Genomic DNA, 16,689 nt, shown 5'->3' on the forward strand with positions numbered 1-16,689 from the left:
GACGGGGCGGGCGGCGGGGGCGACCGAGGTCCGGGAGTCGCTTGACACGAAAATCGAACATCCATTCTCATGGATGTCCCGGACCCGGTTTCCCAAGGGTTTTCACGGACTCCCGTGGGTTGTCCACAGGCCGGGGGCGGCGTCGGGACGCGTTGTCAGTGGCAGGCAGTAGCGTCATGGACGTGAAGCGAACGACTCAGACACCCAGGGTGGAACCCATGGCAGGAACCGACCGCGAGAAGGCGCTCGACGCCGCGCTCGCACAGATTGAACGGCAGTTCGGCAAGGGCGCCGTCATGCGTCTCGGCGACCGGCCGAACGAGCCCATCGAGGTCATCTCGACGGGATCCACCGCCCTGGACGTCGCCCTCGGCGTCGGCGGTCTCCCGCGCGGCCGCGTGGTGGAGGTCTACGGCCCGGAGTCCTCCGGCAAGACGACCCTGACCCTGCACGCGGTGGCCAACGCCCAGCGGGCCGGCGGCAAGGTCGCCTTCGTGGACGCCGAGCACGCCCTCGACCCCGACTACGCCAAGCGCCTCGGTGTGGACGTGGACTCCCTGCTGCTGTCCCAGCCGGACAACGGTGAGCAGGCCCTCGAGATCACCGACATGCTGATCCGTTCCGGCGCGCTGGACCTCATCGTGATCGACTCCGTGGCGGCCCTCGTGCCGCGGGCCGAGATCGAGGGCGAGATGGGTGACTCGCACGTGGGTCTGCAGGCCCGTCTGATGAGCCAGGCGCTGCGCAAGATCACCGGCGCGCTCAGCCAGTCCAAGACCACCGCGATCTTCATCAACCAGCTCCGCGAGAAGGTCGGCGTGATGTTCGGCTCGCCGGAGACCACCACCGGTGGCCGCGCGCTGAAGTTCTACGCCTCCGTGCGGCTGGACATCCGCCGCATCGAGACCCTCAAGGACGGCACCGACGCGGTCGGCAACCGCACCCGCGTCAAGGTCGTCAAGAACAAGGTCGCGCCGCCCTTCAAGCAGGCCGAGTTCGACATCCTCTACGGCCAGGGCATCAGCCGCGAGGGCGGCCTGATCGACATGGGCGTGGACCACGGCTTCATCCGCAAGTCCGGTGCCTGGTACACCTACGAGGGCGACCAGCTCGGCCAGGGCAAGGAGAACGCGCGCAACTTCCTGCGCGACAACCCCGACCTCGCCGACGAGATCGAGAAGAAGATCAAGGAGAAGCTCGGCATCGGCGTCCGGCCCGAGGCCTCGGGCGAGCAGCCCGGTGAGGACGCGGCCGCTCCCGCGGCGGTGGCCGACCCGGCGAAGGCGGACGCCGGCGCGACGGTCCCGGCGCCCAAGGCCGTCAAGGCGACCAAGGCCGCGGCCGCCAAGGCCTGACGGTGGTATCCGGGCACAAGGATCGTGGCGGCTCTTTCTCTCCCTCCTCGCCCGCCGTAGGGCAGGAGGGGCCCAGGGCGGAGCAAGAGCGCCCGCTCGACCCCGTGGAGCAGGCGCGGGCGCTCTGCCTGCGCCTGCTCACCGGGACCCCGCGCACCCGCAAGCAGCTCGCCGACGCCATGCGCCGCCGGGACATCCCGGAGGACGCGGCGGAGCACGTGCTGGAGCGGTTCGAGGACGTCGGGCTCATCGACGACCAGGCGTTCGCCAACGCCTGGGTGGAGTCCCGGCACCACGGCCGGGGCCTCGCCCGGCGTGCCCTGGCCCAGGAGCTGCGCACCCGGGGGGTGGACGCCGAGGCGATCGGCCAGGCCGTGGGGCGGCTCGACGCGGGGCAGGAGGAGGAGACCGCCCGCGCCCTCGTCGACCGCAAGCTCCGGGCCACCCGCGGCCTGGAGAAGGAGAAGCGGATCCGCCGGCTCGCCGGGATGCTCGCCCGCAAGGGGTATGCGGAAGGGCTCGCCCTGAGGGTGGTCCGCCGTGCTCTGGAGGAGGAGGGTGAGGACCCGGAGTCGCTGGAGCACTACCTGCCCGACTGAACCTCCGTTGAGGTTCCTTGACCGTTCCTCTGAGTCGACTTAGCCTCACAACCGGTGAGGGATCGCATCCTCAGAGATACGGGAGTTGGTGCCATGGGCATCGCGCTGGGGACCGAATCCGTGTTCACGGCCGTGGCCGTGGCCGTCACCGTGGTCGTCGCGGTCACCGCGGGGGTGCTGCTCCGACGGCTCCGCGCGGAACGCGAACAGCTCAGGGCGGCGGCCGAGCGTGAGGCCCGGGAGATCCGGGCCACCGCCAAGGAGGAAGTCCGCGAGATCCGGGCCGACTTGGAGCGGCGTGAGCAGCGGCTCGCCGACCGGGAGGCCCGCATCGACGCCGAGTCGGAGCAACTGCACCGGCGTCGCCGTGAACTGGCCGAGGAACGCGAGGAGCTGGAGCGCCGCCGTGCCGAGCTCAACCGGCTGGAGGAGGAGCGGCGCGACGTCCTGGAGCGCGTCGCCGCTTACACCGCAACCGAGGCCCGTGCCGACCTCGTGCGCTCCGCCGAGCAACAGGCCAAGCGTGAGGCGGCGGTGATCGCCCGCGACATCGAGCGCGCGGCCCGCGACCGCGGCGAGGAACGCGCCCGGCGGATCGTGGCCGGGGCCATCCAGCGCGTGGCCACCGAGCAGACCGCCGAGTCCGTGGTCTCGGTGCTCCAACTGCCGGGCGACGAGATGAAGGGCCGGATCATCGGCCGCGAGGGTCGCAACATCCGTGCCTTCGAGGCCGTCACCGGGGTCAACCTCATCATCGACGACACCCCCGAGGCGGTGCTGCTGTCCTGCTTCGACCCGGTGCGCCGCGAGGTCGCCCGGCTCACCCTCGACGCGCTCGTCACCGACGGCCGCATCCACCCGCACCGCATCGAGGAGGTCTACGAGCGCAAGCAGGTCGAGGTCGAGCAGCTCTGCGTGCGCCACGGCGAGGACGCGCTCACCGAGATCGGCATCACCGACATGCACCCCGAACTGGTCACGCTGCTCGGGCGGCTGCGCTACCGCACCTCCTACGGCCAGAACGTGCTCGGCCACCTCCTGGAGTCCGCGCACATCGCGGGCATGATGGCCGCCGAACTCGGCATCGACCCGGCCGTGACGAAGCGCGGCACGCTGCTGCACGACATCGGCAAGGCCCTCACCCACGAGGTCGAGGGCAGCCACGCCCTCATCGGCGCGGACCTGGCGCGGCGGCACGGCGAGTCCGAGGACGTCGTCCACTCCATCGAGGCCCACCACAACGAGGTCGACCCCCGCACCGTCGAGGCCGTCCTCACCCAGGCCGCCGACGGCATCTCCGGGGGCCGTCCCGGCGCGCGGCGCGAGTCCCTGGAGAGCTACGTCCGCCGGCTCAAGCGACTGGAGCAGATCGCCGCCGCGCACACGGGCGTCGCCAAGGTCTTCGCCATGCAGGCCGGACGCGAGGTCCGGGTCATGGTGCGCCCGGAGGACGTGGACGACATCCAGGCGCAGGTCATCGCCCGTGACGTGGCCAAGCAGATCGAGGAGGAGCTCACCTACCCCGGCCAGATCCGCATCACCGTCGTCCGTGAGTCCCGCGCCACCGAGTTCGCCCGCTGACCGGACCGGACCGGACCGGACCGGACCGGATCGGCCCGGACGAACGGACCGGCCCGGACGAACGGACCGGCCCGGCGGTTCACCCCGGCTCCGCCGGAGGTCCAGCGGGCGGAGCCGGGGACCGGCCTTCCCGGGCCCGGGCCCGCGCCCCGCCCCGTCAGTGGGGGACGCGGTCCTGGACGGGGCTCGGGGGGCCGCCGCGGGCGAGGTCGGCGTAGGCGTACAGCTCGGTCGGGCGGCAGCCGGTCATCACGGTCACCAGGTGGCCGTCCGGGCGGATCAGCAGCACGCTGTGCGCCGTCGACCCCGGGTACGCCTCCGTGACGAGCAGCTCCGCCCGGGTGGGCAGGGCCGCCACCGCCTTGGCCAGCCGAGGCATCAGGCCCGCGGTGAGCCAGTGCCGGCTCTCCCACACACCGGTGCCCGGCGCGACGAGGACGACCAGCAGGTCACGCCCGAGGCGCTCATACAGGCGCGCTCCGGAGCCGTCGAGCGCCGTGACCGGGACGTCGACGACCGCACCGCCCGGGGGAGTGGCACAGGACCCCAGCAGCGGCGACGGCGCGGCAGCCGAGGAGGCCGAGGCCGCGGCGCCCGCCCCGCGGGGAGCGGGCAGCGCGAGCGGCGAGCGGGCGTAGACCGGCGGCGCGCCGAGCGGGCCCCGGCCGAGGTGGCCGTCGGTGAGCAGTTCGGCGTACCGCCGGGCGGAGCCGGAGAGCACGGAGCGTCGCACCGTGTGCCAGACACCGCTGGCCCGCAGCAGCGGCAGCACCTGGTCGGTGGCCCGCAGCCGGGCGCCCACCGCGCCGCGCCGCTCGGCCTGGTAGCTGTCGAGCAGCGTGTCCGAGGCGCCGTGGTGCCAGGCCAGGGAGAGCTTCCAGGCGAGGTTGTCGGCGTCGCGCAGGCCCTCCTCCAGCCCCTGCGCGCCCAGCGCGCCCATGAGGTGCGCCGCGTCCCCGGCCAGGAAGACGCGTCCGGCGCGCCAGCGCCGGGCCAGCCGCTGGTGCACCGGGTACTCGGCGGAGCCCAGCAGCTCGTACGACGGAACGCTTCCGCACCAGGCCGAGAGGGTGCCGCGGATCCGCGAGACGAGCTCGTCGGAGGTGAGCGGCTCACCGCGCGCGGGCAGCAGCCAGTCCAGCCGCCACACCCCGTCCGGCAGCGGACGGGCCGTCACCTCCGGTCCCGCGCCGGGCCCCGGCGGCTCACGGTGCAGCAGCGCCACGCCCTCGTCGGGCAGCGCGACCCGCAGTGCGGCGACGGCGTGCCGGTCGACGGCCGTGCGGCCGGGGAAGCGCACGCCCAGCAGCTTGCGCACGGTGGACCGCGGGCCGTCGCAGCCGATCAGGTAACTCCCGCGCCACCAGGTGGCGTTGGCACCCTTGGTGCGGACGCTGACACCGCGGTCGTCCTGCTCGACGGAGTCGACGCGCGCCCCCGGGACGATCCGCACCAGCGCCTGCTCGGCGAGGGCCCCGCGCAACCCGTGCTCCAGGCGCTCCTGCCCGATGTGCAGCGGGGAGTGCCCCTGCCCGCCGGACGCGCGGTCGCCGAACTCCACCCGGACGGTCTCCTGCCGTCGGCGCAGCGTCCGCCACGCCTCCCAGGTGGCGCCGGACTCGTAGAGCCGTCGGTGGCCGAGCCGGACCAGCAGCCCGGCGGTCTCCGGGCTCAGTACGGCCGTGCGTTCCGCGGAGAGGGCGGGCGGGTGGTCGTGCTCGTCGAGGACGATGCTCGGCACGTCGTGCCGGGCCAGGCAGAGCGCGAGGGCGAGCCCGACCGGACCCGCCCCCGCGATGATCACCGGGTCCACGGTGCGGTCCCGGGAAGTTGTGCAGTCACATTGCGTATGCAACCTACTGCGCGTGCGTGCGTCAAGTGACCACACCTGTCGCGCGGTGGTGCGCCTGGCGCACCGTCACTCCGCGGCGGCCTCCACCGCCTTGATGTCACCGGACTTCGGCGGCGCGCCCTTGCGGCTGCGGCGGCCGCGACGCTCGATCCAGTTGGCCAGCGAGCTGAGCGCCAGACACATCAGGATGTAGATCGGCGCCACGATGATGATCATCGGGATGAAGGGGAAGCCCGCGCTGTTCTTCGCGATGAGGTTGCCGATGTAGAGCAGCTCCTCGTACGTGATGATGTACCCGAGTGAGGTGTCCTTCAGGGTGACCACCAGCTGGCTGATGATCGACGGCAGCATGGCCCGGACCGCCTGCGGGATCAGTACGAAGACCATGACCTGCGTCTTGCGCAGGCCGATCGCGTACGCGGCCTCGCGCTGCCCCTTGGGTACGGCGTTGATGCCGGCCCGGAAGATCTCGGCCTGCACCGAGCCGTTGTAGAGGGTGAGGCCGATCACCAGCGCCCACAGCGGGGCGGCGGTAAAGAGGCCCACGTACAGCGCGAAGATCATGATGAGCAGCGGCATCGCGCGGAAGAACTCCACGACGACGGTCGCCACCCACCGCACCGGGGCGTGGTCCGACAGCCGGCCGGCCGCCAGCGCCGCGCCCAGCACCAGCGAGAAGACCGCGGCGAGCGCGAAGGCCTTCAGCGTGGAGACCAGACCGTCGACAAGGCGCTGCTGGATGTCGGTGTACTGGAAGGGCTCCCAGAGGTACGAGGCGAACTGCCCCGACTCGTCGAGCCGCCGGTAGACGAACCACAGCAGGGCGAGGATCGCCAGGGCGGCGACCGCGCCGACGACCCGGTTGCGGATCCTGGCCCGGGGGCCGGGGGCGTCGAAGAGGACGTTCGTGCTCATCGGGCCACCGCCAGCCGGTTCTCGAGCAGTCGGAAGACCGCGCTGATGAGGAGGGTGAGGACCAGGTAGGCGATCGCCACCCAGATGAAGGTCGCGAAGACGCTGTAGCCCTTCTCACCGAGCGCCTTCTGCACGCTGAACAGCTCGGTGACGCTGAAGGCACCGGCGATCGCGGAGTTCTTGGTGAGCGCGATCAGCAGGCTGCCGATGGGCGGCAGCACGGTCCGGGTGGCCTGCGGCAGGATGATCAGCCGCAGGGTCTGGGTGAAGGTCATCCCGAGGCTGCGGGCGGCCTCGGCCTGCCCGAGCGGGACGGTGTTGATGCCCGAGCGCACGGCCTCGCAGATGAAAGCCGAGGTGTAGCAGCTCAGGGCGAGCACCGCGAGCCGGAAGTAGCTCCAGGTGTTCAGCCCCAGCCGGGGCAGCACCAGCACCGCGATGAAGAAGAGCAGGGTTAGCGGGGTGTTGCGCAGCAGGGTCACCCACGCCGCGCCGAAGGCGCGCAGGGGCGGCACCGGGGACACCCGGAAGGCGGCCATGATCACCCCGAGCACCAGGGCGATCGCCCCGCTGAGCGCGGTCAGCTCGACCGTGCCGAGGAACCCCTCGCGGAAGAGCGCGAAGTTGTCCAGCAGTACGTTCATCGATTCTCCGAAGGGGGTGCGCCGACGGCCGCTCCTGGCCGCCGGCGCATCAGGCTCGGGCTGTGCCGGGGAGGGGGGACGGGACCCGGGTCAGGCCGGGTCCCGCCCGCTTCAGGACTGGAGCTGCGGGATCTCGGCGCTCACGCCGGACTTGCCGAGCGTGGCGTCGTACGCCTTCTTCCAGTCGCCGTTGTCCTCGTGGTTCTTCAGCGCGTTGGTGATCGCCTCCTGCAGGACCTTGTCGTCCTTGAGCAGGCCCACGCCGTAGGCCTCCTCGGAGAACGGCTTGCCGACGACCTCGAGGTTGGCCGGGTCCTGGGCCGCGTAGCCCTTGAGGATGGCGTCGTCGGTGGTCACCGCGTCGACCTGGCCCGAGGCCAGGTTCTGCACGCACAGCGAGTAGGAGTCGTACTCGACGGGCTCGGCGCCGTAGTTGCCCTCCTTGATGCGCTGGATGGAGGTCGAGCCGGTCGCGGAGCAGACCTTCTTGCCCTTGAGGTCGCTCGTGCTCTTGATGCCGCTGCCCTTCTTGACCAGCAGGTCCTGGCCCGCGACGAAGTACGGGCCGGCGAAGGAGACGGACTTCTTGCGCTCGTCGTTGATGGTGTACGTGCCGACGTAGTAGTCGACCTGGCCGCCGGAGAGGGCGGTCTCGCGGTTGGCCGACTGGATCGTCTTGTACTCGATCTTGCTCTCGTCGAAGCCGAGGTCGGCGGCGATCATCTTGGCGATCTCGATGTCGAAGCCGGAGTACTTCTTGCTGCCGGGGTCCTGGTAACCCAGGTTCGGCTGGTCGGCCTTGACGCCGATGACGAGCTTGCCGTTCTTCTTGATCCGGTCCCAGGTCTTGGAGCCGGCCAGGTCCACACCGGTCTTGACGGTGTAGGTGGGCAGTTCGGCGGCGGCCGCGCTGCTGGAGCCCTTGCCGGGGGTGCTCGAGGAGGAGGGCGAGCCCTCCTTGCCGCACGCGGTGGCGGTGGCGGTCAGCGCCAGGACGGCCAGAGCGGCGGCGGCAGTGGTACGGAACCTCATGGTGATCATCCTTAGGTCGGCGAACCGTCGGTGTCGCTCTCAGTGGTGAAGGATCTTCGAAAGGAAGTCCTTGGCCCGGTCGCTCCGGGGATTGCTGAAGAACTGGTCGGGCGTCGCCTGCTCGACGATCCGCCCGTCCGCCATGAAGACGACGCGGTTGGCGGCGGACCGGGCGAAGCCCATCTCGTGGGTGACGACTACCATCGTCATCCCGTCGCGTGCGAGCTGCTGCATGACCTCCAGCACCTCGTTGATCATCTCCGGGTCGAGCGCCGAGGTCGGCTCGTCGAAGAGCATGACCTTCGGCTCCATCGCCAGCGCCCGGGCGATCGCCACGCGCTGCTGCTGGCCCCCGGAGAGCTGTGCCGGGTACTTGTCCGCCTGGCTGCCCACGCCCACCCGGTCCAGCAGGGCACGGGCCCGCTCCTCGGCGGCCTTCTTGGCGGTCCTGCGCACCTTGACCTGGCCGAGCGTGACGTTCTCCAGGACCGTCTTGTGCGCGAAGAGGTTGAACGACTGGAAGACCATGCCGACGTCGGCGCGCAGCCGGGCCAGATCCCTGCCCTCCTGGGGCAGCGGCTTCCCGTCGATCGTGATCGCGCCCGAATCGATCGTCTCCAGGCGGTTGACGGCCCGGCACAGCGTCGACTTGCCCGACCCCGAGGGGCCGATCACGACCACGACCTCGCCGCGGCCGATGCTGAGGTTGATGTCCTGGAGCACGTGCAGCGCGCCGAAGTGCTTGTTCACGTCCTTCAGTACGACCAGGTCGTCGGGCGCCGGAACGGCGTCCTCGGTCACCGGCACTTCGGTCATCGGCGTGTGCTCCATCCTCGTCGGTTGACCAGACCTTGGCGATCACCCTATTGACGCTCGGCGAACCGAGTCAGCACATCTGAGGGGAACTTGAGCATCACGATCCGGTCACTGGCTGGCACAAATCCGGCACTGTGGGTGAGCCCGGCCGGTTGTGCAGCGTACCGGCTCCGTAACAGTCGCCCCGCGGGAGCGGGCTGCGCTTGACGCGCACGTGGCCCATCGGCGTGTATTCGGTGGTAGAGCATGATTGCGGGGGCGTGAAGGGCCGGACCGCGGGAGGTGAACGGATGAGACTGCTGCTCGTGGAGGACGACCACCGGGTCGCCGCCGCGCTGTCGGCCGTGCTGGCCAAGCACGGGCTGCAGGTCACCCACGCCCGCAGCGGCGAGGAGGCGCTGCACGCGCTGCTGCCCGACCACGGGCCCGGCTTCGACGTGGTCCTGCTCGACCTCGGCCTGCCCGACCAGGACGGGTTCGAGGTGTGCAGCCGCATCCGGCTGCGCACCGCCATCCCCGTGATCATGGTGACCGCGCGGGCCGACGTGCGGTCCCGCATCCACGGCCTCAACCTCGGCGCCGACGACTACGTGGTGAAGCCGTACGACACCGGTGAGCTGCTCGCCCGCATCCACGCCGTCTGCCGCCGCAAGGCGCAGGAGGCGCCCGCCGGGCCCGAGGCGGAGGGCGCGGAGGCTCCCGACGTCATCGGGCTGGGCCCGGTCCGCGTGGAGCTGGCCACCCGCAAGGTCACCGTCGACGACGAGCCGGTCGCGCTCACCCGCAAGGAGTTCGACCTGCTCGCGATGCTCGCGCAGCGGCCCGGTGTGGTCTTCCGCCGCGAGCAGATCATCAGCGAGGTGTGGCGGACGAGTTGGGAGGGGACCGGACGCACCCTTGAGGTGCACGTGGCGTCCCTGCGCTCCAAGCTGCGTCTGCCCTCCCTGATCGAGACCGTGCGCGGGGTCGGCTACCGCCTCGTCGTGCCCGCCGGCTAGGAGGCCGTCCTCCCGTGCATGCCCGGCTGCTGCCGCTGCTCATCGTGCTGATGGCCGGTGTGCTGCTGGCCCTCGGCTTCCCGCTCGCCGCCAGCCTGGCCGCCGCCCAGCAGCAGCGGGTCGTCGTGGACCGCATCGACGACACCGCGCGCTTCGCCGCGCTCGCGCAGTACGTCAGCACCGACGGCGGCGGCGAGCGGGAGAGTACGCTGCGGGCCGAACTGCTGCAGTACCAGGAGGTGTACCGCATCAGGGCCGGCGTCTTCGACCGTGACGGCAAGCCGATCTCCTCGGCCCCGGCCGGCTGGAAGCTGCCCACCGGCGGCGAGGCCTTCACCGCGTACAGCGAGGCCCTGGCCGGGCGGCGCAGCCACGACCCCACGCAGATCTGGCCCTGGCAGCGCCGCTCGCTGCCGGTCGCCTCCCCGGTCGTCCGGGACGGCGACGTCGTCGCGGTGGTGCTCACCGACTCGCCGACCGGTGCCATGCGCTCGCGCATCCTGCGCGGCTGGCTGCTGCTCGCGGCCGGTGAACTGGCCGCCATGATCGTGGCCGTCATGGCGGCCTTCCGGCTCACCGGCTGGGTGCTGCGCCCGGTCCGGGTGCTGGACCGGGTCACCCACGACATCGCCACCGGCCGGATGAAGTCCCGCGTGGCGGTGTCCGGGGGGCCGCCGGAACTGCGGCGCCTGGCACGCTCGTTCAACGAGATGGCCGACAACGTCGAGGAGGTCCTCGACCAGCAGCGGGCCTTCGTCGCCGACGCCTCCCACCAGTTGCGCAACCCGCTGTCCGCGCTGCTGCTGCGGATCGAGCTGCTGGGCCTGGAACTGCCCGACGGGCACGAGGAGATCGCCTCGGTCCGGGAGGAGGGCAAGCGCCTCGCCTCGGTCCTGGACGACCTGCTGGGCCTGGCCACCGCCGAGCACGCGGAGGCCAACCTCGCCCTCACCGACATCGCCGCCCTCGCCGCGGAACGCGTGGAGGCGTGGCGGCCGGTCGCCGAGCGCGACGGCGTGGAGCTCTCCTACGGGGGCGCCGCCGCCGTGACCGGCTGGGCCGACCCGGTGGCGCTGTCCAGCGCCCTCGACGCCGTGATCGACAACGCCGTGAAGTTCACCCCGGACGGTGAACGCGTGCGGGTCACCACCGAACTGCGCGGCCGCCCCGGCGCGATCGACGTGACCGTCGCCGACGGCGGGCCGGGCCTCACCGAGGACGAACTCGCCCGCATCGGCGACCGTTTCTGGCGCAGCCCGCGTCACCAGAACGTCGAAGGCTCGGGCCTCGGCCTGTCCATCGCACGGGTGCTGCTGGCGCAGGGCGGCGGCAGCATCGCGTATGCGCCGAACGAGCCGCACGGACTGGTGGTGACCCTCACGGTGCCGCGTACGGCTCCCTGAGTCCGGGGCCGGCCTGGCGGGCCAGCGGGTTGGAGCCGATCGAGTTGTGGATGCTGAAGTTGACGGCGTCCGAGCGGTAGCGGTCGTCCGACCACTCCACCGGGCGGCCCTTCTGCGTGGTGGTGACCCGGCGCACCCGCAGCAGCGGGCTCCCGCGCCGCACGCCCAGCAGTTCGCTGTCCCGGGTGCCGGCCGCGACCGCGTCGATCAGGTGCTCCCCGTAGGCGAAGACCAGGCCCGTGTCGTCGTACAGCCGCTGGGTGACCGACTCGCAGTCCGGCTCTATGCGCAGCACCGCGGGGGCGATCCAGTCGGCGTAGACCGTGCGCTCCACCAGGACGTGCTCACCGTCCAGTCCGCGCACCCGCAGCACGTACAGCACGTCCGCGCCCGTGCGCAGGTGCAGGCGCGTGGCGTCCTCCGCGGTGGCCGGACGGGTCTCGGTGCGGACCACGGTGCCCGAGGCGGCGCGCCCCATGGCCCGCGCCCACTGGGCGAAGCTGCGCAGCTCCGCGAAGCTCTGGCTGCGCCGGCTGGCCAGCACGACGCGGCGGGCGCCCTGACGGGAGCCGATCAGCCCCTCCGCGGTCAGCGCGGCCACGGCTTGGCGCACCGTGCCGCGGGAGACGCCGTACCGGGCGGCCAGTTCGGTCTCCGGGGGGAGCAGGGCACCGACGGTGTACTCCTCGTCGTCGATGGCCCGCCGGAGCTCCTCGGCGATCTCCTCGTGCCGCGCCGCCACCGCGCCCCCTTCCGTTCATTCACCGTCTGCGCACAACATCGCTCAGCGTAGACGAGCCGCGCGCCGATCGCGCGCAGGGGTTCCCGGCGTCCGGGGCCGCTCCCGGGGTCCTTGGCTGAAACGGGACGACTGCCCTCTGCAGGCTTGCCGAGGTTTTCCCGCCGTTTACGGAAAGGCCATTGACGCACGGCCTACTGAAGGCCAACTTGTTCGGACAAGTTGAACCGCCCCGACCTCCCTGGCCCTCAGGACCCGACTTCCCCTCCAGGAGACTTCCGTGCCCGCGTCCCTTCCGAAGGCGGCCGTACTCGCCGCCGGCCTCGCCGTGACCGCGCTGGCGCTCAGCGCCTGCGGCTCGGCCCCCACCACCCAGACCGCCGCCGACGGCAAGAACGGCAAGAGCGCGGCCACCGCGACCTCCGCCGAGGAGTTCGGCGGCATGGACGCCCTGGTCGCCGCCGCCAAGAAGGAGGGCACGCTCAACGCGATCGCCCTGCCCCGCGACTGGGCGAACTACGGCGCGCTGATCGACGGCTTCACCAAGAAGTACGGCATCAAGATCCAGAACGAGACCCCGGACGCCGCCAGCCAGGACGAGATCAACGCCGTCACCTCCCGCAAGGGCCAGGACCGCGCCCCCGACGTCCTCGACCTCGGCGCGTCCTTCGCGATCAGCGGCGCCCAGCAGGGCCTGTTCGCCCCCTACAAGGTCGCCTCCTACGACGACATCCCGGCCGCCCAGAAGGACGCCCAGGCCCGCTGGTACAACGACTACGGCGGCTACGTCTCCATCGGCTGCGACGCCAAGCGCGTCAAGAACTGCCCGACCACCTTCGCCGACCTCCTCAAGCCCGAGTACAAGGGCCAGGTCGCCCTCAACGGCAACCCGACCAAGTCGGGCTCGGCCTTCGGCGGCGTCTACGCGGCGGCGCTGGCCAACGGCGGCTCCTTCGACGACATCCAGCCCGGCATCGACTTCTTCGGCAAGCTGAAGAAGAACGGCAACTACAACCCCGTCGAGTCCACCCCGGCCACCGTCGAGAAGGGTGAGACCCCGATCAGCATCGACTGGGACTACCTCAACGCCGGCTACGCCGAGGAGTTCGCCAGCAAGGGCGTGGACTGGAAGGTCTCCGTCCCGAGCGACGGCGAGTACGCCCAGTACTACGCGCAGGCGATCAACAAGGACGCCCCGCACCCGGCGGCCGCCCGCCTGTGGCAGGAGTACCTGTACAGCGCCGAGGGCCAGAACCTGTGGCTCGCCGGCTTCGCCCGCCCCGTCCTGATGCCCGCCATGGACACGGCCGGCACCCTCGACAAGACCGCCGCCGGCAAGCTCCCCGCGGTCAGCGGCACCCCGTCCTTCCCGACCGACGCCCAGCAGAACAAGGCCAAGGAAGTGCTGGCCCAGGGCTGGGGCAAGGCCGTCTCCGGATGACCGACCCGATGACCGCCACCGCGGCGCCCGTCGCCGCCGCTGCCGGGGCCACCGCCCCGGCGCGGCGGCGCTCGGCCGGCTGGCTCGCGGTGGTCCCGCTGCTCGTCTTCGTGGCGATCGGTTTCGGGGCCCCCGCGGTCGCCATGCTCAACGGCGCCTTCACCGTCAAGGACCCCGCGACCGGGGCCACCTCGTACACCACGGCCAACCTGACCACCTCCCTGCAGGGCGCCTACCTGACCGCCCTGTGGGGCAGCGTGAAGCTGTGCGGGCTCTCCGCCGCCATCGGCGCGGTGTTCGGTCTGCTGCTCGCCCAGGCCGTGGTGACCTCGCGCTTCCGCGCGCTGCGTGAAGCCGTGCTGACGGCCTCCGGCGTGCTCGCCAACTTCGGCGGGGTGCCGCTGGCCTTCGCCTTCGTGGCGACCCTGGGCAACGCCGGCGTCCTCACCCGCCACCTGGGTCTCGCCGACCACGGCTGGAGCCTCTACAGCTTCTGGGGTCTGGTCATCGTCTACCTCTACTTCCTCATCCCGCTCATGGTGCTCACCGTGACCCCTGCGCTGGAGGGGCTGCGCGTCCAGTGGCGCGAGGCGGCCCAGAACAACGGCGCCACCAACGGGCAGTACTGGCGGTACGTCGCCCTGCCCGTGCTGGCCCCCTCGCTCCTCGGCGGCCTGGTCCTGCTCTTCGGAAGCGCCTTCGCCGCCTACGCCACCGCCGCGGCGATGGTCGGCAGCTCCGTGCCGCTGATCACCCTGCAGATCGCCGACGCCATCTCCGGCAACGTCCTGGTCGGGCAGGAGAACGTCGCCCTCGCCCTCAGCCTGGACATGGTCGTCGTCGCCGGCCTGGTCATGGCGGTCTACCTGCCCCTGCAACGACGGAGCGCGCGATGGCTGGTCTGACGAGCACCCGGATCCGGCCCTGGCGCGGCATCGTCCTCGCCGGTGCCGGCCTCTACTTCCTGGTGCCGCTGGCCGCCTCGGTGATCTTCACCGTGGACGTCCCCGGCCAGGGCATCACCTTCGACGCGTACGGGCAGATCCTGGGCGCCGAGGGCTTCACCTCCAGCCTGCTGCTCTCCCTGGAGCTCGGGGCCGCCACCATCGCCGTCGTCCTGCTACTGATGGTGCCGGCCATGGTCGCGCTGCGGCTGTCCGCGCCCAGGCTGCGCCCGGTGGTCGAGGTCGTCTGTTCGCTGCCGCTGGTCGTGCCGCCGATCGCGCTGGTCGCCGGGGTGAGCAACGTGCTGCGCTGGGGCCCCGAGCACCTGGCCACCACGCCGCTCTTCCAGACCTTCGTGGCCATCCAGAACCCGTCCTTCCCGGTCGTCCTGGTGCTCACGTACGTCGTGATGGCGCTGCCCTTCGTGTACCGGGCCCTGGACGCCGGACTGCGGGCGGTGGACGTCCGCACCCTGGTCGAGGCGGCCCGCTCCTGCGGCGCCGACTGGCCGCGCGCGCTGGTCCGGGTCGTGCTGCCCAACCTGCGCGGGGCGCTGCTCAACGCCTCCTTCCTCACCCTCGCCCTGGTGCTCGGCGAGTTCACCGTCGCCCAGCTGCTGGGCTTCCAGCCCTTCGCGGTGTGGATCGTCACGGTCAGCGGCTCGCAGGCCCAGCTGTCCGTGGCCGTCTCGGTGCTCAGCCTGCTGGTCACCTGGATGCTGCTGCTCATCCTGGCCGCCGTCGGCGGACGCCGCCCGACCTCACGTACCGCCTCCCGGAAGTGACCGAGACATGACCGACACCGTCCCCGCCCCGGCCGACGCCGCGCCGACCGTGCCCGGCGGCGCCACCGTCGAGTTCCGGGCGCTGCGCCGCGCCTTCGGGCCCACGGTCGCCCTCGACGGACTGGACCTGACCGTCCGGCCCGGAGAACTCCTCGCCCTGCTCGGCCCGTCCGGCTGCGGGAAGACCACCGCGCTGCGGATGCTCGCCGGATTCGAGCACCCCGACTCCGGTCAGGTGCTGGTCGACGGCAAGGACATCACCAAGATCCCCGCGCACCGCCGCGACGCGGGCATGGTCTTCCAGTCCTACAGCCTCTTCCCGCACCTGAGCGCCGCCGACAACGTCGCGTTCGGGCTGCGCATGCGCAAGGTCGGCACCGACGAACGGCGCGCCCGCGCGGCGGAGCTGCTGGAACTCGTCGGCCTGCCGGACCACGGGGACCGCTACCCCCACCAGCTCTCCGGCGGTCAGCAGCAGCGCGTGGCCCTCGCCCGCGCCCTGGCGCTGCGGCCGCGCGTCCTGCTCCTGGACGAGCCGCTGAGCGCGCTGGACGCCAAGGTGCGCACCAACCTGCGCGAGGAGATCCGCCGTCTCCAGCTCGAACTCGGCATCACCACGTTGTTCGTGACGCACGACCAGGAGGAGGCGCTGTCCATGGCGGACCGCGTCGCCGTCATGAACGCCGGGCGGATGGAGCAGTGCGCCGCCCCCGCCGAGCTGTACGACCGCCCCGCCACCGCCTTCGTCGCCGAGTTCGTGGGCACCAACAGCCGCCTGCCGGGCCGGCTGACCGACGGCGGCACCGTCGAGGTCCTCGGCCGGCGGCTCCCCGCCCAGGGCGACGTGCCCGCGGGCACCGAAGTGGACGTCCTCGTCCGTCCCGAGGCGGTGCGCCTGACCGCCGACCCCGCCGGCGACGCGCGCGTCGTGGCGACCGCCTTCCTCGGCGCCGTCACCCGGGTGACCGTGCAACTGGCCGACGGCGCCTCCGTCAAGGCCGACGTGGCCGGCTCCGACGCCGCCGCCCTCCCGCCGGGGGCGACCGTCACCGTCTCCCTGCCCGACCGGCCCGTCCTGGTCACCGCGCGCACCGCCTGACCCCGATCGCACCTCCCATCCCCCCACACCCCCGAGGAAAGAGAGCCCCGTGACCCACCCACCGCACCACCCGCTCCAGGCCGTCCTGTTCGACATGGACGGCACGCTCGTCGACACCGAGGAGCTGTGGTGGGAGGCGGTCGCCGAGGTGGCCGCCGGGCTGGGGCACGTGCTCGGCGACGCGGACGTGGCCGAGGTCCTCGGCCGCGCCGTCGAGCACACCGCCGCCCACCTGGCCACCACGACCGGGACGGCGGCCGGTGCCGACGAACTGGCCGCCCTCCTGCACCGGGAGTTCGCCGAGCGGGTCCGTGCCCGCACGGTGCCCCGCCCCGGCGCGCTGGAGCTGCTGGACGAACTCGCCCGGCACGAGATCCCCATCGCCCTGGTCTCGGCGTCCCCGCGCGAGGTCGTGGACATCGTGCTGGCGGTGCTGGGCCGCGAGCGCTTCGCGGTCTCCCTGACCGCCGACGACACCCCCCGCAC

General features: G+C 72.0%; 15 protein-coding genes and 1 pseudogene. 10 read left to right on the plus strand and 6 right to left on the minus strand.

What is annotated here, in order from left to right; genetic code table 11:
- The first annotated feature begins 218 nt into the window (after nt 1–218).
- The 3 genes and pseudogenes from recA (at nt 219) to rny (ending at nt 3,535) form a co-directional block, all read left to right on the plus strand.
- A complete protein-coding gene (recA, locus tag PV341_RS35330) occupies nt 219–1,355 on the plus strand; it encodes a recombinase RecA (protein ID WP_500329058.1) in 1,137 nt (378 codons plus the stop codon).
- A pseudogene (gene recX / locus PV341_RS35335) lies at nt 1,253–1,954 on the plus strand (recombination regulator RecX); the annotation flags it as partial. The gene recA and the pseudogene recX, both read left to right, overlap by 103 nt.
- Nucleotides 1,955–2,047: 93 nt before the next feature.
- On the plus strand, nt 2,048–3,535 hold the full coding sequence (gene rny, locus PV341_RS35340) for a ribonuclease Y (protein ID WP_500359959.1): 1,488 nt from the start codon (nt 2,048–2,050) through the stop codon (nt 3,533–3,535).
- A 157-nt stretch (nt 3,536–3,692) separates the two neighbouring features.
- Here the strand turns inward: rny and PV341_RS35345 are convergent, their stop codons facing one another.
- The 5 genes from PV341_RS35345 to PV341_RS35365 all read right to left on the minus strand — a co-directional run bounded on the left by PV341_RS35345 (nt 3,693) and on the right by PV341_RS35365 (nt 8,794).
- Entirely contained in the window at nt 3,693–5,348 is a 1,656-nt protein-coding gene (locus tag PV341_RS35345) for an FAD-dependent monooxygenase (protein WP_500359961.1), read from the minus strand.
- A 105-nt stretch (nt 5,349–5,453) separates the two neighbouring features.
- Entirely contained in the window at nt 5,454–6,302 is an 849-nt protein-coding gene (locus PV341_RS35350) for an amino acid ABC transporter permease (RefSeq protein ID WP_018561803.1), read from the minus strand.
- Nucleotides 6,299–6,946: an amino acid ABC transporter permease gene (locus PV341_RS35355; RefSeq protein WP_500329055.1), complete on the minus strand. Its 648-nt coding sequence runs from the start codon at nt 6,944–6,946 to the stop codon at nt 6,299–6,301. Before PV341_RS35355 ends, PV341_RS35350 begins: the two co-directional genes overlap by 4 nt.
- A gap of 111 nt (nt 6,947–7,057) precedes the next feature.
- Entirely contained in the window at nt 7,058–7,978 is a 921-nt protein-coding gene (locus tag PV341_RS35360) for a glutamate ABC transporter substrate-binding protein (protein ID WP_500329054.1), read from the minus strand.
- 39 nt (nt 7,979–8,017) lie between these two features.
- Nucleotides 8,018–8,794: an amino acid ABC transporter ATP-binding protein gene (locus tag PV341_RS35365; protein ID WP_500359962.1), complete on the minus strand. Its 777-nt coding sequence runs from the start codon at nt 8,792–8,794 to the stop codon at nt 8,018–8,020.
- Between the two features lie 290 nt (nt 8,795–9,084).
- On the opposite strand from PV341_RS35365, the gene PV341_RS35370 reads away from it, so the two are divergent.
- Both PV341_RS35370 and PV341_RS35375 read left to right on the plus strand, forming a co-directional pair.
- Nucleotides 9,085–9,792, plus strand: coding sequence for a response regulator transcription factor (locus PV341_RS35370; RefSeq protein WP_500329052.1), 708 nt, complete (start codon nt 9,085–9,087; stop codon nt 9,790–9,792).
- 14 nt (nt 9,793–9,806) lie between these two features.
- Nucleotides 9,807–11,195, plus strand: coding sequence for a sensor histidine kinase (locus PV341_RS35375; RefSeq protein WP_500329051.1), 1,389 nt, complete (start codon nt 9,807–9,809; stop codon nt 11,193–11,195).
- On the opposite strand, the gene PV341_RS35380 is transcribed toward PV341_RS35375, so the two are convergent.
- Nucleotides 11,170–11,937, minus strand: a complete 768-nt coding sequence (locus tag PV341_RS35380; protein ID WP_499514398.1) for a GntR family transcriptional regulator — start codon at nt 11,935–11,937, stop codon at nt 11,170–11,172. The two genes, PV341_RS35375 and PV341_RS35380, sit on opposite strands and share 26 nt — an antisense overlap.
- Nucleotides 11,938–12,214: 277 nt before the next feature.
- Here PV341_RS35380 and PV341_RS35385 point away from each other — a divergent pair, with 277 nt between their 5' ends.
- From PV341_RS35385 to PV341_RS35405, 5 genes are all read left to right on the plus strand, one after another.
- Nucleotides 12,215–13,375 (plus strand): ABC transporter substrate-binding protein, encoded by a 1,161-nt coding sequence (locus PV341_RS35385; RefSeq protein ID WP_500329050.1) that lies wholly within the window; start codon nt 12,215–12,217, stop codon nt 13,373–13,375.
- A complete protein-coding gene (locus PV341_RS35390; RefSeq protein ID WP_500329049.1) occupies nt 13,372–14,280 on the plus strand; it encodes an ABC transporter permease in 909 nt (302 codons plus the stop codon). Before PV341_RS35385 ends, PV341_RS35390 begins: the two co-directional genes overlap by 4 nt.
- On the plus strand, nt 14,268–15,104 hold the full coding sequence (locus PV341_RS35395) for an ABC transporter permease (RefSeq protein WP_500359963.1): 837 nt from the start codon (nt 14,268–14,270) through the stop codon (nt 15,102–15,104). The genes PV341_RS35390 and PV341_RS35395 overlap by 13 nt, the downstream gene beginning before the upstream one ends.
- A gap of 7 nt (nt 15,105–15,111) precedes the next feature.
- Nucleotides 15,112–16,203, plus strand: coding sequence for an ABC transporter ATP-binding protein (locus PV341_RS35400; RefSeq protein WP_500359964.1), 1,092 nt, complete (start codon nt 15,112–15,114; stop codon nt 16,201–16,203).
- Between the two features lie 94 nt (nt 16,204–16,297).
- The coding region (locus PV341_RS35405; RefSeq protein ID WP_500359965.1) for an HAD family hydrolase at nt 16,298–16,689 on the plus strand (392 nt) is incomplete at its 3' end.

The sequence above is a fragment of the Streptomyces sp. PA03-1a genome (genome assembly GCF_033792805.1).
Classification (GTDB): domain Bacteria; phylum Actinomycetota; class Actinomycetes; order Streptomycetales; family Streptomycetaceae; genus Actinacidiphila.